The sequence below is a fragment of the Acinetobacter chinensis genome, from assembly GCF_002165375.2.
GTDB lineage: Bacteria > Pseudomonadota > Gammaproteobacteria > Pseudomonadales > Moraxellaceae > Acinetobacter > Acinetobacter chinensis.
This window is the reverse complement of record NZ_CP032134.1, coordinates 2,592,483-2,619,219: the sequence shown is the minus strand read 5'-3', so window position 1 is coordinate 2,619,219 and position 26,737 is coordinate 2,592,483. Positions and strand designations below refer to the sequence as shown.

The window sequence follows — 26,737 nt, the reverse complement described above, 5'->3', positions numbered from 1 at the left end:
AGGTAAAACCTGGCTTTTTATGGACTGAATAAAAACGCTGAATAAGCAGAACGCGTTATTCAATCTGACTGATTCTACTATGCAGTTATCAGTTGGACAGAAGGGGATCAGGTCTGTTCAAAACGCTTTTTATACAGTAATGCAGTTAGAATAGAAACTGCGCACACTAGCCAGATGTAGTACATCGCACCGGTTTTACTGTACAGACTGAGCCATTGCACCACAGGCAGTGTCAGACCACCAGCAATGGCATAAGCTACGTTGTAGGAAAAAGAAATCCCTGAAAACCTGATCTGAGCAGGAAACATTTTCACCATGCTGAAAGACACCATGCCCACAGTTCCTGAACATAGACCCAGCAGCATATAGAGCATGAAAATGGTGTGGTCAGAAGCAACGCCCAGGCTGTTATAAAACACAGTCGCAACCACTGCAACACTTGCAGCACCAGCCAGCATGACTCTGGCTGCCCCCAGGCGGTCACAGAGCAGCCCTGCGACGATACAGCCAACCATTTGCATCACAATTGCCAGGCTTTGCATTTTAAACGCGTCCGCACGTTCAAAACCAAAAGCACCAGTCAGCAGATTAGGCATGGTCAGAATCAGCACGACGACACAGCCGGTCAGGAACCAGGTGAAAATCATGCCAATCACAACCGCAGTTTTATGCTTTGCCAGTACCTGTTTCACCGGCATTTCGGCAGCAAGCTGTTTTTTAGCCTGCATGGCTTTAAATACAGGAGTTTCATGCAGATAACTGCGCAGATACATTGCAATCAGACCAAAAACACCACCGACAATAAACGGTATACGCCATGCCCAGTCATGGATCTGAAGTTCGGTGAACTGGAGTGAAATCCACAGGGACATTAATGCGCCCAGTAAAATCCCCAATGACAGACTGGAGGTCAGTAAGCCATTGGCAAAACCAATCCATTTTTCAGGGACATGCTCAGAAACAAATGTCCATGCGGCAGGTATTTCACCTCCGATCGCAATCCCCTGAACCACCCGCATCAGCAACAGCAGTAAAGGGGCAGCATAGCCAATACTTTCAAAAGTTGGCATGAAACCGATCAGCAGAGTAGGCAATGCCATCAGTAAAATAGACAGGCTGAACAGCCGTTTACGACCAAACAGATCACCAAAATGCGCCATGATCATGCCGCCGAGGGGTCTGAAAAAATATCCGGCAGCAAAAATTCCATAAGTGTTCAGCATTGCCCAGAAAGGGCTTAAACCGCTTGGGAAAAACAGCTCGGAAATGATTTTTGCGTAAAAGACATAGATGACAAAGTCGTAAAACTCCAGTGCTCCTCCCAGTGAGGACAGCCCGAGAGTGCGTCTGTCTTCACGACTGAGACCCTGTTTTGCTTGCATACGCATTTCCTGAATCGTAAATAACCAGATAAATTATGGATTTTAAAGGAGCCTATTTTAGTTGAATAATCAATCTTTATTGTGGCATTAAAAACAAAAAATTATGAATTATGTTGTTTTATATAAAAAATATATAAGTAACTTCACCCGTTATTGCATGTATTGAATCTACAGACAGATTTCACTCGGAATCAAGTGTCGCTTAAAGAAAAATTTTTGCTGTTCGGTGCAGATGAACTTTAAAACCGAAGCAACCAGGGAATGATGGAGAGCAGACATCCTGTCAGTCCCATAATGAGTGTGTTTTCAATAAAATAAGGGAAAATCATTAATGACAGTCCACAGACAAAAGGCATACTCATTTTCTGTTTTCGACCATAGATAAAATAGCCTAAGCCAACAGAACTGAAAATGACCCCAAGTAAAAGTGCAGTTGTGTCCATATTTTTACTGAAATGTTTTATTGAATGAAATATATAAACAGAGTATTAAAAAAAGCTTAAGACCTGAACTGTAAATTTCACTGTTTTATTATTTAATTCAGAACTATACAGAAATTGTTCATATTGCATATTCTGTGCGGTGTTAAAATAAACAGATCACAGGTGTCCGTCTGTGAGCATCTGAAAGATCAGTATAAAAATGAGAGGATATATGAATAACGTTCTACCCGTTGCACAACAGGGTGAAGCTGTACTGACACTGGTATCAGCACCTGTGGCGGACAGTGAGTTTGGCAGTGAGTGGCTGAATGCACTGGCACATGCTTTGGAGCAGACCATGCTTGAGCGAAATGGTGTCGGCATAGCCGCTCCACAGGTGTATGTGTCCAAACGACTGATCATAGTGGCTTCACGTCCAAATCCACGTTATCCCGATGCACCTGAAATGGACGCCGTGGTGATGGTAAATCCTGAAATTATGGAAATGTCAGAACAGACCGCCTCAGGTGAAGAAGGCTGTCTGAGTGTACCGAATGAGCGAGGGCAGGTTGCCCGTGCAGAACATATCCGTGTGCGCTATTTTACCCTTCAGGGTGAACCCGTGATTGCTGAGTTTTCAGGCTTCCCAGCACGGATTGTGCAGCATGAAGTGGATCACCTAAACGGTATTTTATTTGTCGACCACTTTGGCGTTTAGCCGCGGGTATTGTTTTATTCATCCTTATATTTAAACTGTTGCGGGGTCTGTCCCAAATGACGTTTAAACATGGTACTGAACGCACTCGGGTTACTGTAACCGAGAGATCTTGCAATCTGTGCAACAGATTCATCACTGGCAATTTTACTTAAGGCATGGGCAATATGCATTTGCTGAACCCATGCTCGATAAGAAAGCCCCGTTTCCTTTTGAAACATGCGCATCAGGGTTCTGGAGCTGGTACCAATTTCATCAGCCCATGTGCTTAAATCTTTTAACTGATCAGGTGTACTTAACAGCGCTTGGCAAATATTCACTAAGCGTCGATCTTGTGGCCACGGAATCTGAATAGGCAACAGATTGGCTTTATGAATTTCATCAAAAATTAAAATCTGCAAAGATCGGGACAGTTCATCGGAGCTGATCAGTTCTGAAGGTGGAATGTGTTCAATCGCATTGAGCCGGATGAGCAGTTCATGCAGTAACTTACTGACACGAATAATAAAACAATGTTGTCCCAGCAGTGCAGCTGCATCAGCTTGAACCAATGCTGTATTAAGTTTAACCCGACTTAATGAAATCACACTATGCTCAACATTGGGCGGAATCCACAGCGCGCACATCGGTGGCACGATCCAGACATGGTTCAGCGTGAACACCTGAATCATTCCTGTCGAGGCATATAGAAACTGTGCCCGTGAATGGGTATGTGAAGGGGTAATTTCCCGATAGGTATGCTCAGAAGAGAGACCAATCACCAATTCGGACATTTCGGTTTGAATCAGAGAATTTGGCATGTGTGATTTAAAATTGTCAGTTATACAATGATTATTGGAAGATAGTCTTATGAGTGACATTTTACAATCAATGCCTGATGAAAAAATATGGAGTTTACGAGGTATGTCGTCTTCAATTCAAATGAAAGAGGATATGGGCGAAGCTGCGATCAATGAGCAACCACAAGGCATGATCATAAAAGTGGTGGGAGCTGTGGCGGTTGCGCATCTACTCAATGACTTGATTCAAGCTGTTTTGCCAGCTATTTACCCGATGCTGAAAACCAATTTTTCCTTAAGCTTTGTACAAGTGGGATTGATTTCATTGGTTTATCAAATTACGGCATCGCTGCTGCAACCCTGGATTGGACTGTATACCGACAAACATCCGAAACCATATTTACTACCACTGGGTATGGTGGTGACTTTTAGCGGCATTTTGCTGTTGGCATTTTCTCCGAATTTTATTGTACTGCTCATGGCCTCGGCATTGATTGGTGTGGGTTCTTCGACCTTTCACCCTGAAGCATCACGTGTGGCACGAATGGCTTCGGGCGGACGCTTCGGTACAGCACAATCGACTTTTCAGGTCGGTGGCAATACAGGTACAGCGATTGGACCTTTATTGGCAGCGCTGATTATTGTGCCCTTTGGACAGCATGCTGTGGCATGGTTGATTGTATTTGCCTTACTTGCGATCTGGGTGCTGTTTGGTGTCAGCCGTTGGAGTATCAGCCACAGTAAAAAACAGTTGGCTGCCAAAGCACATCAAGTACAAAGCAAACTGCATGGGCGTCAACTCGTCATAGCACTGCTGACCATCTGCGTGTTGATGTTTGCCAAATTTACTTACATCGCCAGTATCAGTAACTATTTCACTTTTTATTTAATGCACAAGTTCCACCTCAGTTTACAAAGCGCACAGTTGCATCTCTTTGCCTTTTTGGCAGCGGTGGCTCTAGGTACATTTGCTGGTGGGCCAATTGGAGACCGAATTGGACGTAAAGCGGTGATTTGGGTGTCTTTTGTCGGCATGGCACCATTTGCGTTGATGATGCCGCATGCCAATCTATTCTGGACAACTGTACTGTCGATTATCACAGGTTTAGTTCTGTCCTCTGCCTTTGCAGCCATAGTGGTCTATGCTCAAGAAGCCGTTCCTGGACGGGTCGGAATGATTGCAGGTTTGATGTTTGGTCTGATGTTTGGTGTGAGTGGCATCGCCGCAGCAGGCTTAGGATATTTAGCTGACGTAAAAGGTATTGAATGGGTGTTTGGCGTGTGTTCGTTATTGCCTTTACTCGGTTTGGCAACCTTCTTCCTGCCGAAGACGCAAGCAAACTAGTTGAATACTGCTGACCTTCAATTTTAATCGCGCTATCTTATCAAACTAAGATGGCGCGATTGCATTTTGGCAGGAAAATTATGATTGGTAATAAGTATTGTAATGAGACCTTATAATAAAAATCTAAAACAAGCCTCTCGTGACTTGCGAAATAACATGACTGAGGCAGAAAAACTGTTGTGGTCAAAACTTCAAAATAAGCAGATTTTAGGATTACAGTTTTATCGGCAGAAACCGCTTTTAAATTTCATTGTGGATTTTTATTGTCCATCTGCAAATTTAGTCATTGAGTGTGATGGTAGTCAGCACTATACAGAGGAAGGTTTAGATACTAATCGGGTGAGGGATGAGGCTTTGGCTCAGTTAGGTTTAAAGGTGCTGAGGTTTGATAATTGGCAGGTTTTGAATGAAATTGATAGGGTGGTTGAAAAGGTTTTTGAAGTGGTGTATCAAAATTTAGATTGTCAGTCAGATTAATCCCTCCCAACCTCCCTTTTAAAAAGGGAGGGGCTGTCACGCAATTCATTGGATACGCAAAAGTCCCCCTTTGGAAAAGGGGGATTTAGGGGGGAATATATTTGACCCTCATACATTTTTTTAGCTTCAATTGCTTTGTCAAGTTTTCGATGTATTAGAGAAATCATTGATAAAATATCAAGGGCATCTAATTCATTTATTTCCCAGGTTATTTTAGGAGCATGTGCGGTAGTATTTCTAAATGTTCCAAATACACCTTTTAGTAAATTCATAAATCCTTTCTGTTCACTTTCATGGCTTTCAGTTGTTAGGTTATTCAATGCCAAATGGGGAATTTTTCCTTTATAGGAAAATGCTTCATCAACTAAATTACCTCCATCAGAAGTTAAGTTGGTTTTTATTCTAATTTTCTCTGCAATACTTTTAGTAGCTTCAAATACAGCATGAAAGTAATTATCAACAAGCAATTCAGCCTTGCAAAAAGTAAGAACATCAGGATGTATTTTTCGATCCAATAATACTTTTCTTAAATTTTGAGCCCTTTCTTCAGCTTCAAAAAAAGTTTTTACTTGATTGGTTTGTTTAAAGTCACCACTTTCAGTAAGTTCTAATCCTTCAAATGAAAGAGCTATATTCAGTTGGTTTCTGGTTGTAAAGAACCATTCCTGATTTTGGATATGTCTTGAAGGGCACATTACATGCTTCAAAAAATTAAGAATGTTATTAGCACATTTATCATTATTTTGCTTTAAAGCTAAGGCATCGTATAAGCGCTTCCGTTTAGTTGAATTTAATTGAGGATCATAAATATTGCACTCAGCCAAGTATTTGGAAATTTGAGTGCCTGTTAAACCTGTACTAGTTTCGCCTAAAATATCAGATATAGATTCTAAACTTGCTAGCTTGAATGCTTTTATAGTAGCCATTATTTTAAAAGATTAAATAAAAATTAATGATTTTAATTTAGCAGAAATAGTCATTTATTTCATTGCATTAATCCCTCCCAACCTCCCTTTAAAAAGAGAGGAGCTGTCACGTAATTCATTAGATACACGAAAGTCCCTCTTTTTTAAAGAGGGATTTAGGGAGATTGAAAAATAAAAAGCCCTCAAATTGAGGGCTTTTTTACTCCCTCCTTTTTAAAGGAGGGGTGGGGAGGATTTATAAATTACTGAACCGAATCATCCAAATTCGGCGCTAACCAACGCTTCGCCTCATCCATTGTCCAACCCTTACGCTTCGCATAATCCTCAAGCTGATCCTGAGCAATTTTACCTACATTAAAATATTCAGACTGCGGATTAGCATAATAGAAACCGCTGACAGATGACGGTGGCCACATTGCAAAACTTGTGGTCAATTGCGTACCAATCTTATCGGTAGAACCTAACCAATCAAACAAAGATGCTTTTTCAGAATGCTCAGGACATGCAGGGTAACCTGGCGCAGGACGGATACCGACATATTTCTCTTTAATCAATTCTTCATTGCTTAAACTTTCAGAAGCTTGGTTGCCCCAGAACTCTTTACGGATACGCTCATGCAAATGCTCCGCAAAAGCTTCAGCAAAACGGTCACCTAAAGATTGCGCAAGAATTGCAGAGTAGTCATCGCCTTTGGCTTTATATTCATGCGCCATTTCTTCCGCACCAAAGATCGACACGGTGAAACCACCTAACCAGTCTTCCGCTTGCTCTTTGGTTGCCACAAAATCAGCCAATGACAAGTTTGGTTTACCAGTCACTTTGTCAGACTGCTGACGGATATGATGGAAAGTATGTGTCACCGATTGGCCATCCTCCGTATACACTTCAACAGAATCTGCCGCAGAACGGTTGGCAGGATAAATGCCAAATACCGCACGTGCATCAAAGCGTTTATTTTCAATAATGTCTTTCAACATTTCCTGCGCTTGATTGTACAAATCAGTCGCAGCTTCACCCACCACTTCATCCGTCAGAATTTTCGGGAATTTACCTGCCAGACTCCAGGAAATAAAGAACGGTGTCCAGTCAAAATACTCCACCAAAGTTTCAAGCGGATAATTGGTTAAGGTTTGCGTACCAATGAAGTTTGGCTTCGCAGGTTGATTGGTTGCAAAATCAATTTTTAAACCATTTTCAATGGATTCTGCATAAGTGAGTTTGGCAGCTTTTGGCTGTTTGTTGGCAATACGTTCACGGACTTTTTCATATTCAGCACGGGTTTCCTCAACAAACTTCGGCTTCATTTCTTTAGAAAGTAAAGTCGTTGCAACACCTACAGCACGTGATGCATCGGCAACATAAATCACCGCATCATTTGAATATTGCGGGTCAATTTTTACTGCTGTGTGTGCTTTAGAGGTTGTCGCACCACCAATCAACAATGGTACATGGAAACCTTTACGTTGCATTTCTTTAGCAACAAAAACCATTTCATCCAATGAAGGCGTAATCAAACCAGACAAGCCGATAATATCGACATTTTCATCAATTGCAGTCTGTAAAATTTTCTCAGCAGGTACCATCACGCCAAGGTCAATGATGTCATAACCATTACAGCCTAAAACCACGCCCACAATATTTTTACCAATATCATGTACATCACCTTTTACGGTTGCCATCAGGACTTTACCTTTAGACTGACCGCCAGATTTTTCAGCTTCAATGAACGGGTTCAACCAAGCCACAGCTTGTTTCATCACACGTGCAGATTTAACTACCTGTGGCAGGAACATTTTACCTGAACCGAACAGGTCACCGACCACGTTCATACCATCCATCAATGGTCCTTCGATTACATCAAGCGGACGCGCTGATTTTAAACGAGCTTCTTCAGTATCTTCATCAATAAAAGTCGTGATGCCTTTAACAAGAGCATGTTCAAGACGTTTTTCGACAGGAAGCTCACGCCATTCCAGATTTTCGACCTGTTTTTGTGCTGCACCCTGACCACGGTATTTTTCTGCCACTTCAAGCAGTTTTTCAGTTGCATCATGTTGGCTTTCACCCTGATTCTGATTCAGAATCACATCTTCAACCGCAGCTTTTAATTCAGGGTCAATATCATCGTAAATCGCCATCTGACCGGCATTTACGATCCCCATAGTCATGCCTTGTTTGATGGCATGATAAAGGAACACAGAGTGAATCGCTTCACGGACAGGCTCATTGCCACGGAATGAGAAGGATACGTTAGACACACCGCCTGAAATCATTGCATGCGGTAGATTCTGTTTAATCCAACCCGTTGCCTCAATGAAATCAACTGCATAGTTGTTATGTTCTTCAATCCCTGTTGCCACAGCAAATACGTTTGGATCGAAAATAATATCTTCAGCAGGGAAGCCAACATCATTCACCAACACATCATAAGAACGCTTACAGATTTCACGCTTACGTGCGGCGGTATCCGCCTGACCTGTTTCATCAAATGCCATGACGATGATCGCTGCACCGTACTGACGACATAAACGTGCTTTTTGTACAAACTCGTCATAACCCTCTTTGAGGGAAATTGAGTTCACTACAGGTTTACCTTGAACGCATTTCAAGCCTGCTTCAATGATTTCCCATTTTGATGAGTCAATCATGATTGGCACTTTAGAAATTTCAGGTTCAGAAGCCACAAGATTGAGGAAATGCACCATCGCACCTTGCGAATCAAGCATCCCTTCATCCATGTTAATGTCGATCACCTGTGCGCCTGCAATCACTTGTTGCAAGGCTACATCTAAAGCTTCGGCAAAGTTTTCTTCACGGATTAAACGTAAGAATTTTTTAGAACCAGTTACGTTAGTACGTTCACCGACGTTCACAAATAATGAATCTTCAGTGATGTTAAATGGTTCTAAACCACTCAAACGACATGCAGGCTGGGTTTCAGGCACTTGGCGAGGTTTGATGTCTTTGACTGCATTGTAAATGGCACGGATATGATCAGGTGTTGTACCACAACAACCACCTGTAATATTGATCAAACCGCTTTCAGCAAATTCTTTGATAAATGCCGCAGTTTCTTCAGGGGTTTCATCATAACCACCGAAAGCATTTGGCAAGCCTGCATTTGGATGCGCTGAAACAAAAGTATCAGCAACATCAGAAATGGTTTTGACATGCGGACGCATGGCATCTGCACCGAGCGCACAGTTAAAACCAATCGACAATAAATCACCATGACGGACTGAATTCCAGAATGCTTCCGCAGTTTGACCAGTCAATGTACGACCTGAGGCATCCGTAATCGTGCCTGAAATCATCAATGGCAATTCATAACCAATCTGATTAAACACTTCTTTCACTGCAAAAATTGCTGCTTTACAGTTCAGCGTATCGAATACAGTTTCGATCAGCAGAATATCTGCACCACCTTCGATCAAGGCATGTGCAGCTTCAATATAGTTTTCTTTGAGTTCATCAAAAGTAATGTTACGGAATGCAGGGTCATTTACATTTGGAGAAATCGAACAGGTACGTGATGTAGGACCAAGTACACCTGCGACAAAACGTGGTTTGTCAGGGGTCGAATATTTTTCACAAGCCGCTTTGGCAATACGTGCCGCTTCAAAGTTGATCTCATGGACATATTCTTCCATGTGATAGTCCGACATCGAAACTTTTGTACCATTGAACGAGTTGGTTTCAATGATGTCAGCACCCGCATCGAGGTAGGCTTCATGAATACCCTGAATGATTTGCGGTTGTGTCAGAACCAGAAGGTCATTGTTGCCTTTAAGGTCTGATGCCCAGTCGGCAAAACGCTCACCACGATAGTCGGCTTCTTCTAATTTATGGCGTTGAATCATGGTACCCATCGCACCGTCAATAATCAGGATGCGTTTGGCGAGAAGCTCTTTTAATGTGGCAAGCGTGGACATAAATAACCCAATCCGATGGAATATAAAATCGGCAATATATTAGCAGAGTTCAGCATGATTTAATTCAAATTCAGCGATGCTCTGCCAAACTGGACATAATTTGCAGAAACTTTAGTCAGTTAGAGTAAAGATTGAATAAAATCATTAAGCTGTATGAATATTCATCAATCTGTCACAAAGATGCTTCAGTATAGGTCTGCAATACAGGGATGAATGTGATCATATTTGTAATATGACAACTTTTATTACAGTTCCAGAAAGTCTGTGTAATACATATATTATATGAGTGGTTTTATATTATCTATTTGATATTTATCTGATAAAAATAATTTTAAAGCGTAAAAGTGCTGTCTGGATGGAGTTTATTTGTATAAAAATTAACTTCAACAGGGGGCTTTTTGTCATATAATTGTCATAATTAAATTGAACAATAGCGGATATTCATATCCTCTTTAACCGTCTGCATGAATTCAAATACTCCTCCCGCTGAACATGAGGTACAACAGGTACCGCTGAAATCGACGAATGTGCACGTCCCAACGCCGAAATTTTTTGTTCCTGTGTTTTTGACGGTAATTATTGCAACACTGATTTATATCGGTTTTCAACTTTCAGCCGATCTGGCTCATGTTCCAGCTTTAAGTCTTTTTTCTGTGATTTTACTGGCTACAGCGTTACTTATTGCGCTTGGCTTTGAATTTGTAAATGGTTTTCATGATACGGCCAATGCTGTCGCAACCGTAATTTATACCAATGCCTTACCTGCACCTGTTGCGGTGATGTGGGCTGGTTTCTGTAATTTCCTTGGGGTCATGGTTGCCAGTGGTGCTGTTGCATACGGCATTATTGCGCTGCTTCCTGTTGAGCTGATCATGAATGTCGGTTCAGGTGCAGGTTTTGCCATGGTTTTTGCCATGCTGATAGCGGCGATTCTCTGGAACTTAGGAACATGGTTCTTAGGTATTCCTGCTTCAAGTTCTCACACTTTAATCGGTTCGATTCTGGGTGTGGGGATCATGAACTATATTCTGCATTCCTCCAGTGGAGCGAGTGGCGTGGATATGGATCAGGTTCTCAAAGTAGGTAAAGCACTGCTGTTTTCACCTTTGATCGGTTTTGCATTTGCAGCTGTCGTGTTCCTGATCGTGAAAAAGATTTTCCGTAAGCAGGTAGAGCTGTTCCAGCCACCAGAAGGCAATAAGCCACCACCACCACTGATCCGTGCCATCCTTATTTTCACCTGTACAGGTGTGAGTTTTGCACACGGTTCAAATGATGGTCAGAAAGGTATGGGCTTAATCATGCTGATTCTGATCGGTATCGTGCCTTTGGCTTATTCTCTGAATAAGAGCCTGGATGAAAAACACATTCAGTCTTTTGAACAGTTGTCTGCACAGACTGCAACGGCTATTTATGCAAATCATGCAGATATTCCTGATACGCAGGCGCGTGACACGATTACGAAGTTTATTCAGACCAAAGAGATGAATCCACAGGTGATTCCATCCCTTGCAAGCCTGACAGATCATCTGGGCGAGCGTGTGTCGAAGTATGGCGATCTGAAAGATATTCCAGAAGCTGAAGTTTCTTCTTTACGTAATGACATGTACCTGAGTACAACAGCATTCAAACGTCTGGATAAGGCTGAACAGCTGCCGAAAATGTCTGAGACTCAGAAAAAAGTGGTGAAGGATTATCGTAAGAACCTTGATTCTTTCCTGCAGTACATTCCGAACTGGGTAAAAGTTGCGGTTGCACTGGCATTGGGGCTGGGTACGATGGTCGGCTGGAAGCGTATTGTAGTGACTGTTGGTGAGCGTATTGGTAAGCACCATATGACTTATGGTCAGGGTATGTCAGCGGAACTTGTTGCGATGACCACAATTGCTGCGGCAGATGGTTTTGGCTTGCCTGTATCGACAACGCATGTACTGAACTCTGCGGTTGCGGGTACCATGGTTGCCAATAAAACAGGTCTGAATTTTGCTACAGTTAAAACAATTTTATCTGCATGGATTTTCACATTACCTGCGACGATCTGTCTGTCAGGTGGTCTGTTCTGGTTATTCCTGCAGTTTGTATAAATAAGTCAGGATTTCAGTTCAGAGCTGAAAGTTCCTCATAAAAAACGCTGCTCAGGCAGCGTTTTTTTATTGGTAAAATAAAGGCAGTTATTACCGCACAATACACAGGCAGATCGCTGTCATTTCAACAGCTGTAGTGATCTGTCTTATAAACATCGAAATTTAAAACTTCAGTTTACTCATGACCTGTTTAATGGGCAGTTTATCGGCAGCGAAACCATAGATTGCTGCAAAAGGCAGGGCAGTTCTAGCCAGATAGGACACACGCCATAAACCGCCGTGGTTCGCACCTTCCATCATGAGCTGTAAGGGATGCTTCAATGGTGTTTCTGGATTGGCAACAGAAGCAGGGTTACGCAGGTCATGTATCCATAGCGCTGCCATAATCGCATTGGTGGTTGCAGGTTCAAATGCTTCAACATCAAACAGTTCAGCACCATTAAATGCAGCTTTCAGTAAAGGATTTTTAGTGACTGAATGCGTGGTGGTGGATGGTGCAATGTTGATACTGACTTTCTGACCCTGATGACGGGCAAGGGTTGCTCTCCATTGCTGAATCCGTTTTGCCAGGGCGTAGTTCGGTCCCTGTTCGACAACCAGACAGTCAGCGATGCCATAAGATTCACCATTGTCAGATGGAATCAGCTGCTGTTGACCGCTTTTGAAAAAATGCTGTCCAGACAGGGTGGAAATACCTTTACTCAGAGCCTTTTCAAACGTGGAGCGCTGGGTGAATTTCTGTGCTGAGGCATCAATCACTTCAGCAGGAACAGCATAAACATCGGTTGGAGTACACATATACATCAGGCTGCTGTCCGGTTTCTGTTCGCTGACATAATGCATAATACTGTCCATTGCCATGGAAACACGGACATGTTTTTCACCATCCAGATAAGCAATGGCAGCCAGGTTCAGTTGGTGAGGATTGTCTGCAAGCCAGTGGGCAATTTCAGGAATCTGTGTCAGTAAATTAGCACCGAGTTTCTGTTTCAGTTCATCAGGATCTGCTGAATCAGATATTTTTTCCTGACCTGGTGCATATAAAGTGGCATTTCCCTTTAAAACAGTGGATAAAATTTTGTCCCATACACGACTGTCAGGTAGATCAATTGCAATGATATTGGCTTTCCAGCGGCTGAGCCAGGTCAAAGGACCTGCTTCTGATGCAGCACCAAACAGCACCATGGTCTGATCAGACAGATCAAACCATTCAGGGTGTGCATGAACAGCTCTCAGTGCTTTTGCATGACTGGATTCAATAATACCAGTGTCCTGCCAGGTCTGTATCTGAGCCAGCAGGGCATCACCTTGCAGTTTCTGACCACGGTATGGAATGTACCATTCAGGTGCCAGATCGCTCTGACCTTTGACTTCTACAGTATGCAGCTTACTGATACCAGGCAGTTGCATGACATCTTTGAGCAGGTATTTCTGACCATCACGATAAAACTCAAAACTGTGCTGTGCTTTATGCAGTCCCTGTTTTGCAATCGTGATGGGATTGCTGGTCGTTGCAATGCCCTGACTGACCAGTGCCTTAAAATAGCGTGGATACTGTTTACGCCAGTTTTTTTCTGACAGTGCTTCCTGTGAAGTCTGATGGTCAACCAGTGACAGCGCTTCAGCAATGATGGATTTTCCTGTTTCAGAGGTGCTTGGCTTGCCAGAGCCTGAATCGAGTGGAAAGTGTAAACCGTCTAAAGATGTGGACATGCGAAAAATCCCAACAATTTTTAAATTAATATACAGATGTATACATTATCTATGCCAGATTCGGTTTTGGGTTGGCATTAGATACCAAAATTGAGAGGAAAATTCAGTGAGGCAGGGCAGTATCTGTTTTTAACAGCCTGAGTTGGATCATTGAAACAGCTTCAGTTTTAAGGACTGAAGCTGTGATGTCAAAATCAGCAGCGACCTTTTTTAGCTTGCCCTGGTGGACAGAAATCCCCTGTACCACGGTCATGATAACGACCGTCTGGGTCAACAACGATACTGCCGGCAGGGGTATGTACTGCACAGGCTGATAAAGTAATTGAGGCAAGGGTGCAGATGAGAAGCAGTATTTTTTTCATTGTATGAACTCACTTTTTATGAGGGTGTAAGGTCATTTTAATGAATCATACAGAACCTGATGTCGTATATTGGTGAATTTTATACAGATGAAAGTGAATGCTGCCTGATCTTTAAGGATGCCGTTCAACCGTTCTGAATCCCGTGTGTGTGGTTGCCAGATCAGTTTCCTGTGGATGTCGGCTGCTGTTTCTGTACCGGGCACAATAGTTGCTGGCACACAGAAAAGATCCGCCTTTAATCACATAAGGTACAGCCTGAATCTGCTGATGACGTAAATGACGGTAGTTCCCCATATGGTTGTCATCCTGTTCATGATGAGCACCTGTATAGGATGAACTGGTCCATTCCCAGACATTGCCAATCATATCGTGCAGTTTGAAGGCATTGGCAGGATAACAGCCCACAGGTGCAATGCCCTGAAAATGATCCTGATTCAGATTTTCAAAAGGAAACTTGCCCTGCCAGTAATTGGCAACCGGTGCATGCTGATGATCCCGCGGTTCTTCGTGCAGTGGAGTGTCTTTGGCAGAATGTGCTTTTGCAGCATATTCCCACTCTGTTTCAGTCGGAAGGTCGCGGTTCAGCCAGGCAGCATAATGTGCAGCATCATTCTGTGTAACATAGCGCACAGGTTCAGCAGGGTTTGGAGCTTCTGCTTTTGTACCATTTGGCGTTTTCCAGGTATAGCCTGATTTTAACTGCCACCATTGTTGAGGATGTCTGATATCCGGTGTGAAAACAGCGGCTTCATGCTGTTTCTCGGCATCTGTAATGTAATGAGTTGCATCCACATAACTTTTGAACTGAGCGACGGTCACTTCGGTCTGATCCATCCAGTAACCCTGAACCTGATTCTTTTTTTCTCCCAGGTTCTGTTCATCAGGATAGGCAAGTGTAGAGCCCAACTCAAAACTGCCCGCAGGAATCCACACCATGCCTGCATGTGGGTTCTTTAACCAGTCTGGTGGCAGCCCATTATACTGCTGACACTGTTCCAGATTGCCAAGTTTTAAAAGAACAGGCTGGGCTGATTCAGTCTGTGTCTTTGATGTCTCCTGGTGTTTGACAGTGTCCTGAGCTGCATTGTTACAGCCTGCAATAAGCAGACTGTAACCCATAGCTGAAAAATATTTCCGGATCATTGTTTATATTCCAGCACACCATTTTTGACGGTGTACTGACGATAAACTTCTGCCAGTTTCGCCACCTGTTCTGGATACTGGTCAGCCAGATTAATGGTCTCGCCTCGGTCATTTTTAAGATTGTAGAGTTCCCAGCTTCCTGTTCCCAGTTCTGTTTTACCCTGCAAAGCAATTTTCCATTCCCCCTGTTTGGCATATTTACTGCCATGCAGTTCATCTGCAAAAGTAAAATCGACAGGACGGATGGATGCAGATTTATTTTCCAGAACAGACTTCCATGAGTAACCACTTGGGTTATTGATCTGACGACCTTTGTATTGATCTTTAGGTACTGTAATCCCTGCATAATCCAGAACCGTTGGAAATACATCGAGGACTGAAGCAAAACCATGATGAATGGTTTCTGTTCTGGTCTGCCCAGGCAGTTTTACAATCGCAGGAGCAGTGGTTCCACCTTCACCCGCCGTGTTTTTCCACAGGTGAAAAGGTGCAGCACTGACTTCAGCCCAGCGTGGACCAATAAAAGTATAGGAATTTGCTGTACCCAGTCCGGTCAGGGAGTTGTCTGGTTGAGCACCTGCATTTGCACTGCCCGAAGAACCTTCAGCACCGTTGTCTGAAACAAAAAAGATCAAGGTATTTTCGTATTGCCCACTGGCTTTGAGGTACTGAATAATCCGTCCAATGTTATAGTCCAGATTTTCAACCATACCTGCGTAAACCTCCATATTACGGGCTTCACGGGCTTTCTGTTCCATACTTAATTCATGCCATTTTCCTGATTTTGCAGGCGCATTCTGCGTATCAACAGGATTTGCCGGTGTAAAATTTACAGGCAAAATGCCAAGCTGTTTCTGTTTTGCAATGCGGGCATTACGGATGGCGTCATAGCCTGCATCATAGACTCCCTTATATCTGTCACTGAATTCTTTGGGCGCCTGAATGGGCCAGTGCGGTGCAGTATAGGCAGCGTAAGCAAAGAACGGCTGTTTTGTATTTTTTCCACTCTCCAGGTACTGCAGCAGTTTATCGGTATAGTAATTGGTTGAAAAATAATCATCCGGTAGGTCTGCAACAGCAACCGTCTGACCATCTTCTGTATAGGTCGCATTACGTTTATAACCCACAGGTGCCTGTTTATAATGCAGATCAAAGCCTTGCAGCAATGTAAATGAACGATCAAAACCTTTGACATGCGCATTGGTTTCAGGGGTCAAGCCCAGATGCCATTTGCCGCTGATATAGGTGCGATAGCCCTGATCATGCAGGACTTCTGCCAGTGACAGTGAACGTTCATTCAGATAGCCCTCATAACCAGGCTGACCTTTCAGATGAGATGGTGTCAGTTCAGCCATCGCACCAATACCTGCCTGATGATGGTCTGTACCCGATATTAACTGTGAACGTGTAGGAGAGCAGGTTGGAGCAGTATGATAGTCCGTCAGAAGACGACCATTGCTGGCAAGTGCATCCAGGTTAGGGGTATGTATTTCACCACCAAAAGCCCCAATGTCAGAATAGCCTAAGTCATCAGCCATAATGAACAGCACATTGGGCTTACTTTTCTCAGCGGGAACATTGTTCTGAGCAGTATCGTTATGATCACTGTCATTACAGCCCGTCAGAATCAGACCTGAAAAAATCAATGAAAGTGAAGTGATGAGTAATTTCTTATGCATAAATATGATCATTATCCGTGATTTAAAGGGATGTTAAATCATGGAAAATGAAGCTGAAAATAAAAAAAACAGCATTAAAAAACAGATTTAATGCTGATGAATTTTCATGCTGAAGATATCTTAAATCATGCAATAGTCAGTGTGTTGTAGAGCATTCTGCTCCTGAATTTTTAAAAAGGTAACTGATTCAGCTGATTGAGGAAATGCGGAATCATGCGTGGTTCCAGAATGATCGTCACGATCACACCGTAGGCTGCTCCCCACAAATGAGCACTGTGGTTAATATTGGTATTGCCGCGTTTGCCTGACCAGATACTGTAAGCGACATACAGAAAAGCAAAAATAATGGCAGGGACTGGAATGAAAAATACAAAAATCAGTTTCCACGGCTGAAACAGAATGTAAGCAAACAGTACCGCAGATACAGCACCTGAAGCACCCAGGCTCGCCCAGTGAGAATTATTTTTATTTTTCAGATAGCTCGGTAAAATGGCAACAATCAGTCCGCCCAAATAAAACAGGACAAAACCCATGTTGAATGCATACTGTTTATAAAAGTTTTCTATCACACTGCCAAAAAAGAACAGGGTAATCATATTGAACAGGAGATGTGTTCCGTCTGCATGAATGAAACCATGCGTAATAAAACGATCATACTGACCACGCTGCATGGCTGGAGGCCAGAAGATCAGTCTGTTCATCAGCTTCTGATTCTGAAAAGCAATCAGGGAAATAATGACCGTAATAATGATCAGTGTAACAGTATGATTAAACGGTAAATTCAGCATAAATGAATAATGTTCTTCAGTTGATCAGATAAATAATGCCATTAAATTTATCATAAGGTTTAACTTTAATAATAAATCCGACAATTTCAGTTGATTTTTTTTTATTACCCCGCATCTTCAGTTAGAATAAAGGCTTCAGCTTGAGGAAATATTGTTATGTCGACTGAGAACATCAGTACTGCGGTTGCAGAAGAAATTCCGAATTTATTGATTACACCGAACGCTCAGGAATATCTGAAGGATCTGCTGGAAAAGCAGAATACGCCAGGTATTGCAGTCCGTATATTCGTTGAAAATGCTGGAACTCCGCGTGCTGAATGTTGTATGGCATACAGTGCACCAGAAGAAGTTGTTCCTACAGATTACAAACAGGAATATCCAGATTTTGCAGCACACATTGATGCACCATCCATTCCATATCTGCTTGATGCGGTTATTGACTATAACAAAGACCGTTTTGGTGGTCAGCTGACTTTCCGTGCGCCGAACTCAAAAGTTCCACGTGTAGGTCCTGATGCATCCATTGAAGAACGTATCACTTATGTTTTACAGTCGGAAATTAACCCAGGTCTAGCAGGGCATGGCGGTAATTGTGCGCTGGTTGAAGTGCTTGAAGATGAAGAGCATGGTCTGACAGCAGTTCTTAAATTCGGTGGTGGCTGTCAGGGCTGTTCAGCTATTGATGTTACTCTGAAACAGGGTGTTGAAACCACACTCAAACAGCACGTTCCAGAACTTTCCCGTGTTGTGGATCAGACTGACCACTCACAGGCTGATGGTGCATATTTTAAATAATGCTGAATTCAGCTGTGCTGTTCTAAACCTCCTTCGGGAGGTTTTTTTATGGTCATGAGCTGGGTGTCTGTAAATTGTACTGTGAGCATGCCTGAATCAATTTGCTGATTAAAACAAAAGACGAAGCCTGAATAAGTAAAAAACGGTGAAAATTAAATTTAACCTTAAATTTTTCCTGGTGAATCTTAAATCAATCTTAAAAAAATTAAAAAACCGAATAAATTAGCTGCAAATTTGATCAATTGCGCTAATATTAATGAGAATTATTATTAATACCAATTGTGTTAATCGGATCTTTTGTTACACTACGCAACGAAATTTACAGAATTTATCCATTATTGCCACTTGGGGACATTAAAATGACCAAGCGTATTTTCCGTTCTGCTCTCTCTCTTTCTGTTTTAACCGCAATGGTATCCATTGCACATGCTGAAACTGCTGCATCCAGTCCTGACAAAAAAGAAGTTGCACAGCTTGCAACAATTGTAACGACTGCGAGTGGTTCAGAAGTTGATGTGAAAGATGCTCCAGCTTCAATCAGTATTGTGACTAAAGAAGACCTTGAACGGACTCCGTTTAACAGCATTGCAGAAGTTCTGAGTGATTTGCCAGGTGTAACAGGTGGTTATTCAAATGCTGGCGCAGGTTCAAAAATTACGTTCCGTGGTATGCCTGATAAATACACCCTGATTCTGGTGGATGGCAAGCGTGTCGGTAACCAGTCTTTACTGGGGCACCGTTCTGATAAAGTGGATCAGGATCTGAACTGGATTACACCAGACATGATTGAACGGATTGAAGTGGTTCGTGGTTCTATGTCCACACTTTACGGCTCAGAAGCTGTGGGTGGTGTAATCAATATTATTACTAAAAAAATTCCGACTAAACTGACAGGTACTTTCACAACAAACTACAGCAAGCCTGATTCAAGTCAGCGTGGTGAAACAGTACAGGTGGGTGCAACACTTGCAGGACCTGTTTCAGATACTGTGGGCTTCCGCCTGGGGGTAAACCGTACCGATCGTGATGCAGATACAGATGTGGATGGTGGTACATCTGGTTCTAAAAATGACACTGTAAATGCAAGACTGAACTGGTCACCAGATGATATTCACTCATTCACCCTGGATGGTTCATGGGGTAATGATAAGTCTGAAACGATTCCAGGTGCAGGCGAACTGTTTGGATATGAAATGGAACGTTTCGGTGCTGGTATTGGTTATGAAGGTAAGTTTGATAATGGTCTTGTTGCCAGTGCAGACCTTTACCATAACCAGATTCAGAACAATGACCAAAGCTTTGTGAATGATGATAAGGTTGAAACAAAAGCAACTGAAACCGTACTGGATTTAAAGGCGAATCAGACGTTTGGATGGTTCAATCGTGAAAACGATCTGACTGTCGGTGCTCAGTACAAACAGGAAAAGGTGTCCAACGCCAGTAACATCGGTAATATGGCTATTGATAAAGATGGCAATGTTCAGACTCCTGAGCTTGAGCCAGACAGTTATTCATGGTCATTATTTGCTGAAGATCAGATCCATCTTCAGGACAACCTGAAACTGACTTTAGGTGGTCGACTGGATAACTATGAAAGTTTTGATCTGAACTTCTCTCCACGTGGTTACCTGGTTTATCATCCGGTTGATGCATGGACCGTAAAAGGTGGTGTGTCACGCAGTTTCCGTGCACCAAACTTAAAAGAACGTTCAGGTTCAAGCGGCACATCTTCAATGGGTAAAGGCTGTACTTCACTGGCAGGACTGGGATATACGGGTGGTGGCTGTGTCATGCTGGGTAACCCGGATCTGAAACCTGAAACCAGTACGAACTATGAAATTGGTTTTGGTTATGAGGAAGATGGTTATGCTGTTGATATGACCTATTTCCTCAGCGACATTAAAGATCTGATGCAGAACAGTCTGTATGGCAAGATCAATGGTCAGTGGTATACCATTCAGAACAACGTCGAAGAAGCCCGTACCAGCGGTATTGAAGTGACATTCAAAGTTCCATTTACTGATTATGTACGCATGACTGGTAATGCAACATATATGATTGAATCTAAAAATAAAGTCACTGGTGCATCGCTGCTTGAAACACCTGAACTGACGGTGAACGGTTCATTGCTCTGGGATGTGACAGACAGACTGAATCTGCATGCCAAAGTTCAGTATCTGGGTAAACAGTCGATTCAGGTGGGTGACACTACGCCAACATTTGCAAAGGCATATACCACAGCTGATGTTGGTGCAAACTTCCAGTTCAATAAGAACCTGAGTATCCGTGCTGGTGTACAGAACGTTGCAGGTGTAAAAGTGGACACCGGCAGTGATTATGGAACAAGTAATCCTGCGGTTTACTATGCAGGCTTTACAACAAGTTTCTGATACTGAAGTAAGCAATGGGCAGTTCATGGAGCATGGGCTGCCTTTTTTATTTGACCATAAGCAGGGTAATGGTATGAGTTCTTTACAGAAAGGATATGTCGTGGATGTTCCCTATCCAACCTTTGTACATCGTGAAGCCATGCCGTTGTGGCTAAACACTGTTTCACAGATGCATGGGTATAAAGTTCCTGATCTTAAGAAACCGTTCCGTTATCTTGAGCTTGGCTGTGCCATGGGCATCCATCTGCATCTGACAGCTGCGTTATATCCACAAGGTCAGTTTACTGGAGTCGATTTTAATCCTCACCATCTGATGGTTGCAGAGGAAGGCTTACAGGAAACTGAAATTCAGAATATTCAGTTCATACAGGCGAGTTTTGATGAAGCACTCGAGCTGAATAATTTGGAGCCTTTTGATTTTATTGTGACTCATGGTGTCTGGTCCTGGATTGATGAAAAACAGCAACAGGCAATGGTCAATATAGTAGATCGCTGGCTTAAACCTGGGGGTATTTTTTATTGCAGCTATATGAGTCATCCTGGTGCTACAGGCATGACTTCCGTTCAGAAACTGATGTTTGAAATGTCACGCAATCTGAAAGGGAGTTCAGCAACTAAAGCTGTGCAGGGGCTGAATCTTGCAAGAAAAATTGGTCAGAGTCAGACAGGGCTTTTTCAGCAGATTCCATCTTTAAATCATCAGCTGGAACAACTCGCAGGCGATAAGCCCAACTATATTGCTCACGATTTTCTGTCAGAGCACTGGCAGCCACAGCACTCAGCCGATATGATCCGACGTTTTGGTAAAATCAGGCTTGCCTATACTGCTGGTGCAGGTCTGCTGGAAAATATAGATACTTTAAATCTGACACCAGATGTGGTGAAAATTGTTCAGCAACTGCCATTGGTCACATTGCAGGAAACAGTCAGAGACATTGCCCGAAATACCCAGCAGCGTCAGGATATTTATATCAGGGACAGGGAAAAACTGACCAAATCTGAAAAAGATCAGTTTTATCAGTTTCAGAAATTTGGTCTTTTACCTGGCGCACCCGCAGGACAGTCACTGAAGCTGGATTCAAAAATCGGTCATATACAGGATGCCATTCCCGTTTTTGAAAATATACTGAGTGTGCTGAAAATACGGGCTTTGAGCCTGGCAGAGATAAAGGCTGCCATTCAGATCAGTTTATCTGAGCAGCAATGGGCAGAACTGATTCAGGTACTGATCTGGGCAGGGTATGTACATCCATGTGCTGTAAATGAAGTTCAGGTTGATGCGGACTATTCAGCGATGAATAAATGGATGGAGCTTCAGGAGTTATCGTGGCGCTGCCATCCTGAATTTTCTACAGCACTTGAGCATTGATCAGTCAGATAAAAAGCCGCATTCAGCGGCTTTTTATCTGTCAGAAACAGATCAGGTCGGTTTGTTCAGCAGTGTCTGCAGACGTTCAGAATAATAAAATTTTTCTAGATAATAACGCGCTCGATCACGTAAATGTCCCTGGTTGATCATTTGCTGAATCACCGGCTGGAGCAGTTTCTGTAGCTCATTCTGTATGAGTGCTTCATCAATATTGATATCACGTAAAATCAGGTCAAAACTGCGCGCCTGATTACGCACATACCAGGTATGAATACCGTCATGGAGCTGTTTTTTCAGATAGTCGGACTGACGCATGTGTTCCCATATTTCATGCCCCATTGAAACCGTCTGTGGCAGGTCCTGAACTTCAATATAATTTTTCAGAACTGAAAGTGGCATGTCTTTAATTTTATGCCAGAGCGTTGCCTGAAACTGATACAGTTTTTCATCATTAAAATGCTGGTTCAGCACATTTTCACTCATCTGACTGAGTTTAATGATATTTTTCTGAAGATAATGGGCAATGGTATTGTCCAGGCTGGAGTCGGTCACACTTTCGAGTACGGATTTTCCCATTTTCATAAAACGGGAGACACCAGGTACATGTTTGACCATGACAGAATTGTCCAGGTAGTCCTGAATAGAGTGCTGAATGAGCTGTGTGATCATTGCTGAAAAAGCAGGATTATTTACAACGGTTTTAATCAGTCGCTGACGATGACCACTTTTAGCTGCAACATACTGTGCAATTTTATCAATGGTCAGTACAGGAATGACATCAGCGATCCGGGTTGTTTCATTGACAGGATGAACCAGGGCAAACCGGATATGTTCAGCGATCTGTTCAATCAGAAATGAGCTTGCAGGAGTATCCAGAATCTGTTTTTGTAGCAGATGGTTAATCTGTTCAAAAGACCATATATCCTGCAGCGTCTGTTTTCTGAACCAAAGATAAAAACTCAGAAACTCCTGCTGAATGTTTTCAGGCTGAACAAACTCAGCGTCTAAAAATTCAAGCTGAGCTTCTATCAGCTGCTCTGTTAAAGGATGTTTCTGCATACACTGTGACTGACCTAATTAAGAGGAATAAGTTTATCTGCCAAAGGGTTTTTCATTTGCTGTGTGCGTGTAAGAAATGGCAGATAATGCTGAGCAACCAGCCGGTCTGCTTCCAGCATCGGGACATGACCTACATTGTTAAGGATGACAGGTGCTTCAGCACGTTTCAACAGTGATTTTAATTCTTCTGCTGCCTCAACATTGATAATTTTATCCTGTTTGCCCCATAAAATCAGTGTAGGTGCTTCAACAGCAGAGGTCAGGCGGGCAAATGATTCAGGGGTGTAGATTTTATTCAGGGCAACGACCTGATCAATCACTTTACGGGTCTGATCTGCCTGGGAAATCAGTATGTTTTCCTGAGCCTTTTTGAGTGCATAAGGAACGGATGGTGGATTCAGCATAATGGTACTCAGTACGTCATCCAGGTCACCGGGTCTTGAAACAATCAGATTTTTTAAAATATCCGGATTCTTTGCGTATTTGGTCGATGCATTTCTGTAAATACCTGCACTGTTCAGCAGGAACAGACTCTGTGTGTCAAAAGGATACTGCGCTGCATAAACTGTAGCGATAGAACCGCCCAGTGAATGACCGGCAAGATTCAGTTTTTCAGTAATGTTCAGTACTTCAGCAAACTGTCTCAGCTGCTGGGTGACATTGGGTACGGAAACATCAAAGTTGGCAGGAATATGTGTTTCGCCACTGGCAGGCAGGTCAGGGATAATGACATGATAGTAAGGTGTCAGGAACTGTGCGACACGGTTCCAGTTATCACGGTTTCCCGCCAGACCATGAATCAGTAGAACTGGAGGGTTCTGTGCCGATCCACCTTCGCTGTATGTCCAGGTCACATCTCCAACTTTAAGTGTTCTGGATTTCAGTCCAGCTGCTGCTCTTTGCTGGGTCAGATAATTCTGCAGCGTGACATAGGAATATTTTGAGGATGATTTTGATTCGGTTTTAGCCGCCTGACATAAACTGCCTGTAAAAGATGTCAGTGCTGCCAGAGCTACAATCAGAGGTCGTAAGATGGATTTTCGTAACTGAGGCATAGGCATTCATCCTTGAAGACTGATAACCGTGATGTGATTAAGCAATTCTGATCAGGCTGAAACGGGTCTGAGGCAGATATGAAGTATAGGATTATTTTAAATACTCTCCAGGGAATGTCACTTTTATTTTTTTGAACTGATTCATATTTAATATATTTTTATGTGATGTGAGTAAAGAATACCCAGTGAAATTACTCAGGATTTTTTTCTGCTTTAAAAAATGTGCAGCTATTCTTTTTTGCAAGTGACATTCAATATATACAGGATTAAAATATTGCAACTTCACATAAGGAACAAATGAGCATGCTTACAGCTGAAGAAGCACTGGAACGTCTGAAACAGGGTAATCTCCGCTTTGCCAAAGAAGAAACCAATTCTTCAAAGTTCCTGACACATCAGCAGCGCAATGAGATGGTCGGCAGCCAGGAACCGTTTGCGATTATTCTTGGATGTTCAGATTCACGTGTACCGGCAGAAATGGTTTTTGACCAGGGCTTTGGTGACCTGTTTGTGATCCGTGTTGCAGGTAATATTGTTGCACCATCTCAGGTCGGCAGTGTGGAATTTGCTGCTGAAAGCTTTGGTTGTCCAATTGTGGTCGTACTTGGGCATACTCACTGTGGTGCAATCAGTTCAACCATCAAGGCTCTGAAAAATCCAGAAACACCATCTTCTGCAAATCTGATGTCCATTGTGAACCGCGTTCGTCCATCTGTGGAGATTCTGCTGCAGACTGAGCTGAAAGATGATCTCGAAAAACTTTCCATGCATGCAGTGAAGTCCAATGTCTTTGCTTCTGTGAATCAGTTGCGTCATGGTTCTGCTGTACTGGAAAACCTGATTGAACAGGGCAAACTGAAAGTTGTCGGTGCAGAGTATTCCCTGGAAACAGGTGAAGTACTGTTCTATGACTTTTAAACAGACAGTGTGAGACAGACTGTTTTGATTAAAGGCGCTCTATAAAGCGCCTTTAATGTATGGAAAGGCATTATCCAGCAGTATTTTCTGAGCAGCTGCATTGGGGTGAATCTGATCTTTCTGCATCAGATGGCTGTGTCCAGCAACATTCTGCATAAAAAAGGGCAGAAGTTTGATTTTGTATTGCTGGCTGACGGTTCTGTAGTTATTTTCAAATGCCTGACTGTAGGCAGTGCCATAATTCGGTGGAATTTTCATTCCAAACAATAAAACATGGGCTTTACTCTGCTGACTTCTGAGGACGAGCTGTGTCAGATTTTTTTGAATCATCTGTGGTGGCTGACCACGTAATCCATCATTTCCCCCCAGTTCAATCACCACAATATCAGGCTTATGTGTCTGTAACAGTTTTGGCAGTCTGGCGAGTGCTCCACTGGTGGTTTCTCCACTGACACTGGCATTGACCACTTTGTGTGCTTTCGGATACTGTTGGTCAAGACGTTTCTGTAACAGACTGACCCAACCCTGACCTTGCTGAATGCCATAACTTGCACTTAGGCTGTCCCCCAGAATCATGATGGTTTTTGCATAAACCATTGCGGGAGTCATCAACAGTACTGAGCAGAAAGTCACAAAGACAACGTAGTGCAGAGATTTTTTTTGCATACCGACATTTTTAACAGTTTGAGTAATGTTTTCATGATGCCACAAGCAATTATTTCTGCACAGCAACTTAGCCAGAAGATTAAGCTCCCTCAAAAAGAACTGATTGTTTTTGAAAATATTAACCTCGAAATATTTTCTGGCGAGCAGGTTGCGATTACGGGGCGTTCAGGTTCTGGAAAGTCAACATTGCTGGGAATACTTGCAACGCTGGATCAGGCTGGTTCTGGTCAGCTTGTGGTCTGTGGTGAGTCTGTTTCTGAACTGAATGAGGAACAGCGGGCTTTGGTGCGCCTGAATCATATTGGTTTTGTATTTCAGTCTTTTCAGTTGTTGCCTCATCTGAGTGCTGTGGAAAATGTACTGCTACCTTTGCGCCTTAAACCGGGTTTCAATTTCAGGCAGGCTGAGCAGAAAGCCCTGCAGTTACTGACGAAAGTAGGACTGGAACAACAGGCGTGGCAGACACCCAAAGTCCTGTCAGGCGGGGAGCAGCAACGGGTTGCAATTGCCAGGGCACTGATCAGTGAACCTCAGATTATTTTTGCAGATGAGCCTACTGGTAATCTGGACAGTGCTACAGCTCTTGAAATTGAAGAACTGCTGTTCAGACTGAATAAGGAAATGGGGACAACATTGATTCTGGTGACACATGATCAGCAGCTGGCAAAAAAATGTCAGCGGCATTTTGTACTGAGTGGCGGACAGTTAACCGAGCAGATGCAGTAAAGGGCAGGTCAG

22 protein-coding genes are annotated in these 26,737 nt (G+C 42.9%); 9 read left to right on the top strand and 13 right to left on the bottom strand.

Going from position 1 to position 26,737, the window contains the following annotated elements:
* Nucleotides 1-107: 107 nt before the first annotated feature.
* Nucleotides 108-1,382 (bottom strand): MFS transporter, encoded by a 1,275-nt coding sequence (locus CDG60_RS13340; RefSeq protein WP_087511945.1) that lies wholly within the window; start codon nt 1,380-1,382, stop codon nt 108-110.
* A gap of 239 nt (nt 1,383-1,621) precedes the next feature.
* Nucleotides 1,622-1,825 (bottom strand): amino acid transport protein, encoded by a 204-nt coding sequence (locus tag CDG60_RS13335; protein WP_087511944.1) that lies wholly within the window; start codon nt 1,823-1,825, stop codon nt 1,622-1,624.
* Between the two features lie 211 nt (nt 1,826-2,036).
* Here CDG60_RS13335 and def point away from each other — a divergent pair, with 211 nt between their 5' ends.
* The gene (gene def, locus CDG60_RS13330) at nt 2,037-2,522 is read left to right on the top strand and encodes a peptide deformylase (protein ID WP_087511943.1); all 486 of its coding nucleotides are present in this window, start codon (nt 2,037-2,039) and stop codon (nt 2,520-2,522) included.
* A gap of 14 nt (nt 2,523-2,536) precedes the next feature.
* Here def and CDG60_RS13325 read toward each other — a convergent pair whose 3' ends face one another.
* Nucleotides 2,537-3,319: an AraC family transcriptional regulator gene (locus tag CDG60_RS13325; RefSeq protein WP_087511942.1), complete on the bottom strand. Its 783-nt coding sequence runs from the start codon at nt 3,317-3,319 to the stop codon at nt 2,537-2,539.
* A 103-nt stretch (nt 3,320-3,422) separates the two neighbouring features.
* Between CDG60_RS13325 and CDG60_RS13320 the strand changes: the two genes are divergently transcribed.
* Both CDG60_RS13320 and CDG60_RS13315 read left to right on the top strand, forming a co-directional pair.
* Complete coding sequence (locus CDG60_RS13320; protein WP_087511987.1) at nt 3,423-4,643, top strand: MFS transporter; 1,221 nt, start codon at nt 3,423-3,425, stop codon at nt 4,641-4,643.
* Between the two features lie 102 nt (nt 4,644-4,745).
* Entirely contained in the window at nt 4,746-5,120 is a 375-nt protein-coding gene (locus CDG60_RS13315) for an endonuclease domain-containing protein (RefSeq protein WP_087511941.1), read from the top strand.
* Here the strand turns inward: CDG60_RS13315 and CDG60_RS13310 are convergent.
* Nucleotides 5,117-6,046: a TIGR02391 family protein gene (locus CDG60_RS13310; protein WP_171405458.1), complete on the bottom strand. Its 930-nt coding sequence runs from the start codon at nt 6,044-6,046 to the stop codon at nt 5,117-5,119. The two genes, CDG60_RS13315 and CDG60_RS13310, sit on opposite strands and share 4 nt — an antisense overlap.
* A gap of 242 nt (nt 6,047-6,288) precedes the next feature.
* Nucleotides 6,289-9,978 (bottom strand): methionine synthase, encoded by a 3,690-nt coding sequence (gene metH / locus CDG60_RS13305; RefSeq protein ID WP_087511939.1) that lies wholly within the window; start codon nt 9,976-9,978, stop codon nt 6,289-6,291.
* A 464-nt stretch (nt 9,979-10,442) separates the two neighbouring features.
* Here metH and CDG60_RS13300 point away from each other — a divergent pair, with 464 nt between their 5' ends.
* On the top strand, nt 10,443-12,062 hold the full coding sequence (locus tag CDG60_RS13300; RefSeq protein WP_087511938.1) for an inorganic phosphate transporter: 1,620 nt from the start codon (nt 10,443-10,445) through the stop codon (nt 12,060-12,062).
* 162 nt (nt 12,063-12,224) lie between these two features.
* Here the strand turns inward: CDG60_RS13300 and CDG60_RS13295 are convergent, their stop codons facing one another.
* From CDG60_RS13295 to CDG60_RS13280, 5 genes are all read right to left on the bottom strand, one after another.
* The gene (locus CDG60_RS13295) at nt 12,225-13,775 is read right to left on the bottom strand and encodes a hypothetical protein (RefSeq protein ID WP_087511937.1); all 1,551 of its coding nucleotides are present in this window, start codon (nt 13,773-13,775) and stop codon (nt 12,225-12,227) included.
* A 194-nt stretch (nt 13,776-13,969) separates the two neighbouring features.
* Nucleotides 13,970-14,137 carry a hypothetical protein gene (locus tag CDG60_RS18315; protein WP_087511936.1) on the bottom strand — a complete coding sequence of 56 codons (168 nt, stop codon included), beginning with the start codon at nt 14,135-14,137 and terminating at the stop codon, nt 13,970-13,972.
* 111 nt (nt 14,138-14,248) lie between these two features.
* Complete coding sequence (locus CDG60_RS13290; RefSeq protein WP_087511935.1) at nt 14,249-15,280, bottom strand: SUMF1/EgtB/PvdO family nonheme iron enzyme; 1,032 nt, start codon at nt 15,278-15,280, stop codon at nt 14,249-14,251.
* Nucleotides 15,277-16,959 (bottom strand): arylsulfatase, encoded by a 1,683-nt coding sequence (locus CDG60_RS13285; RefSeq protein ID WP_087511934.1) that lies wholly within the window; start codon nt 16,957-16,959, stop codon nt 15,277-15,279. The genes CDG60_RS13290 and CDG60_RS13285 overlap by 4 nt, the downstream gene beginning before the upstream one ends.
* A 170-nt stretch (nt 16,960-17,129) precedes the next feature.
* The gene (locus tag CDG60_RS13280) at nt 17,130-17,747 is read right to left on the bottom strand and encodes a rhomboid family intramembrane serine protease (protein ID WP_087511933.1); all 618 of its coding nucleotides are present in this window, start codon (nt 17,745-17,747) and stop codon (nt 17,130-17,132) included.
* A gap of 156 nt (nt 17,748-17,903) precedes the next feature.
* Here CDG60_RS13280 and nfuA point away from each other — a divergent pair, with 156 nt between their 5' ends.
* From nfuA to CDG60_RS13265, 3 genes are all read left to right on the top strand, one after another.
* Nucleotides 17,904-18,542, top strand: coding sequence for a Fe-S biogenesis protein NfuA (gene nfuA / locus CDG60_RS13275; protein ID WP_087511932.1), 639 nt, complete (start codon nt 17,904-17,906; stop codon nt 18,540-18,542).
* A 359-nt stretch (nt 18,543-18,901) separates the two neighbouring features.
* Nucleotides 18,902-20,932: a TonB-dependent receptor plug domain-containing protein gene (locus CDG60_RS13270; RefSeq protein ID WP_087511931.1), complete on the top strand. Its 2,031-nt coding sequence runs from the start codon at nt 18,902-18,904 to the stop codon at nt 20,930-20,932.
* A complete protein-coding gene (locus tag CDG60_RS13265) occupies nt 20,880-22,301 on the top strand; it encodes a class I SAM-dependent methyltransferase (RefSeq protein WP_227542884.1) in 1,422 nt (473 codons plus the stop codon). The genes CDG60_RS13270 and CDG60_RS13265 overlap by 53 nt, the downstream gene beginning before the upstream one ends.
* 51 nt (nt 22,302-22,352) lie before the next feature.
* Here the strand turns inward: CDG60_RS13265 and CDG60_RS13260 are convergent, their stop codons facing one another.
* A complete protein-coding gene (locus tag CDG60_RS13260; protein ID WP_087511930.1) occupies nt 22,353-23,360 on the bottom strand; it encodes a hypothetical protein in 1,008 nt (335 codons plus the stop codon).
* Nucleotides 23,361-23,374: 14 nt separating this feature from the next.
* On the bottom strand, nt 23,375-24,415 hold the full coding sequence (locus tag CDG60_RS13255) for an alpha/beta fold hydrolase (RefSeq protein WP_087511929.1): 1,041 nt from the start codon (nt 24,413-24,415) through the stop codon (nt 23,375-23,377).
* 303 nt (nt 24,416-24,718) lie between these two features.
* Here CDG60_RS13255 and CDG60_RS13250 point away from each other — a divergent pair, with 303 nt between their 5' ends.
* Nucleotides 24,719-25,333, top strand: a complete 615-nt coding sequence (locus CDG60_RS13250; protein ID WP_087511985.1) for a carbonic anhydrase — start codon at nt 24,719-24,721, stop codon at nt 25,331-25,333.
* A gap of 39 nt (nt 25,334-25,372) precedes the next feature.
* Here the strand turns inward: CDG60_RS13250 and CDG60_RS13245 are convergent, their stop codons facing one another.
* On the bottom strand, nt 25,373-25,999 hold the full coding sequence (locus CDG60_RS13245; RefSeq protein WP_087511984.1) for an arylesterase: 627 nt from the start codon (nt 25,997-25,999) through the stop codon (nt 25,373-25,375).
* A gap of 33 nt (nt 26,000-26,032) precedes the next feature.
* On the opposite strand from CDG60_RS13245, the gene CDG60_RS13240 reads away from it, so the two are divergent.
* Nucleotides 26,033-26,725 (top strand): ABC transporter ATP-binding protein, encoded by a 693-nt coding sequence (locus CDG60_RS13240; protein WP_227542883.1) that lies wholly within the window; start codon nt 26,033-26,035, stop codon nt 26,723-26,725.
* Nucleotides 26,726-26,737: the final 12 nt, after the last annotated feature.

Bases quoted from the DNA above. Each gene is read 5' to 3' on its own strand.
- CDG60_RS13300 (WP_087511938.1), top strand. From the start codon at position 10,443: ATGAATTCAAATACTCCTCCCGCTGAACATGAGGTACAACAGGTACCG.
- CDG60_RS13245 (WP_087511984.1), bottom strand. From the start codon at position 25,999: ATGCAAAAAAAATCTCTGCACTACGTTGTCTTTGTGACTTTCTGCTCA.
- nfuA (WP_087511932.1), top strand. From the start codon at position 17,904: ATGTCGACTGAGAACATCAGTACTGCGGTTGCAGAAGAAATTCCGAAT.
- CDG60_RS13250 (WP_087511985.1), top strand. From the start codon at position 24,719: ATGCTTACAGCTGAAGAAGCACTGGAACGTCTGAAACAGGGTAATCTC.
- CDG60_RS13310 (WP_171405458.1), bottom strand. From the start codon at position 6,046: ATGGCTACTATAAAAGCATTCAAGCTAGCAAGTTTAGAATCTATATCT.
- CDG60_RS13315 (WP_087511941.1), top strand. From the start codon at position 4,746: ATGAGACCTTATAATAAAAATCTAAAACAAGCCTCTCGTGACTTGCGA.
- CDG60_RS13260 (WP_087511930.1), bottom strand. From the start codon at position 23,360: ATGCAGAAACATCCTTTAACAGAGCAGCTGATAGAAGCTCAGCTTGAA.
- metH (WP_087511939.1), bottom strand. From the start codon at position 9,978: ATGTCCACGCTTGCCACATTAAAAGAGCTTCTCGCCAAACGCATCCTG.
- CDG60_RS13295 (WP_087511937.1), bottom strand. From the start codon at position 13,775: ATGTCCACATCTTTAGACGGTTTACACTTTCCACTCGATTCAGGCTCT.
- CDG60_RS13320 (WP_087511987.1), top strand. From the start codon at position 3,423: ATGTCGTCTTCAATTCAAATGAAAGAGGATATGGGCGAAGCTGCGATC.
- CDG60_RS13340 (WP_087511945.1), bottom strand. From the start codon at position 1,382: ATGCAAGCAAAACAGGGTCTCAGTCGTGAAGACAGACGCACTCTCGGG.
- CDG60_RS13290 (WP_087511935.1), bottom strand. From the start codon at position 15,280: ATGATCCGGAAATATTTTTCAGCTATGGGTTACAGTCTGCTTATTGCA.
- CDG60_RS13280 (WP_087511933.1), bottom strand. From the start codon at position 17,747: ATGCTGAATTTACCGTTTAATCATACTGTTACACTGATCATTATTACG.
- CDG60_RS13285 (WP_087511934.1), bottom strand. From the start codon at position 16,959: ATGCATAAGAAATTACTCATCACTTCACTTTCATTGATTTTTTCAGGT.
- CDG60_RS13265 (WP_227542884.1), top strand. From the start codon at position 20,880: ATGGAACAAGTAATCCTGCGGTTTACTATGCAGGCTTTACAACAAGTT.
- CDG60_RS13325 (WP_087511942.1), bottom strand. From the start codon at position 3,319: ATGCCAAATTCTCTGATTCAAACCGAAATGTCCGAATTGGTGATTGGT.
- CDG60_RS13270 (WP_087511931.1), top strand. From the start codon at position 18,902: ATGACCAAGCGTATTTTCCGTTCTGCTCTCTCTCTTTCTGTTTTAACC.
- CDG60_RS13240 (WP_227542883.1), top strand. From the start codon at position 26,033: ATGATGCCACAAGCAATTATTTCTGCACAGCAACTTAGCCAGAAGATT.
- CDG60_RS13255 (WP_087511929.1), bottom strand. From the start codon at position 24,415: ATGCCTCAGTTACGAAAATCCATCTTACGACCTCTGATTGTAGCTCTG.
- CDG60_RS13335 (WP_087511944.1), bottom strand. From the start codon at position 1,825: ATGGACACAACTGCACTTTTACTTGGGGTCATTTTCAGTTCTGTTGGC.
- def (WP_087511943.1), top strand. From the start codon at position 2,037: ATGAATAACGTTCTACCCGTTGCACAACAGGGTGAAGCTGTACTGACA.
- CDG60_RS18315 (WP_087511936.1), bottom strand. From the start codon at position 14,137: ATGAAAAAAATACTGCTTCTCATCTGCACCCTTGCCTCAATTACTTTA.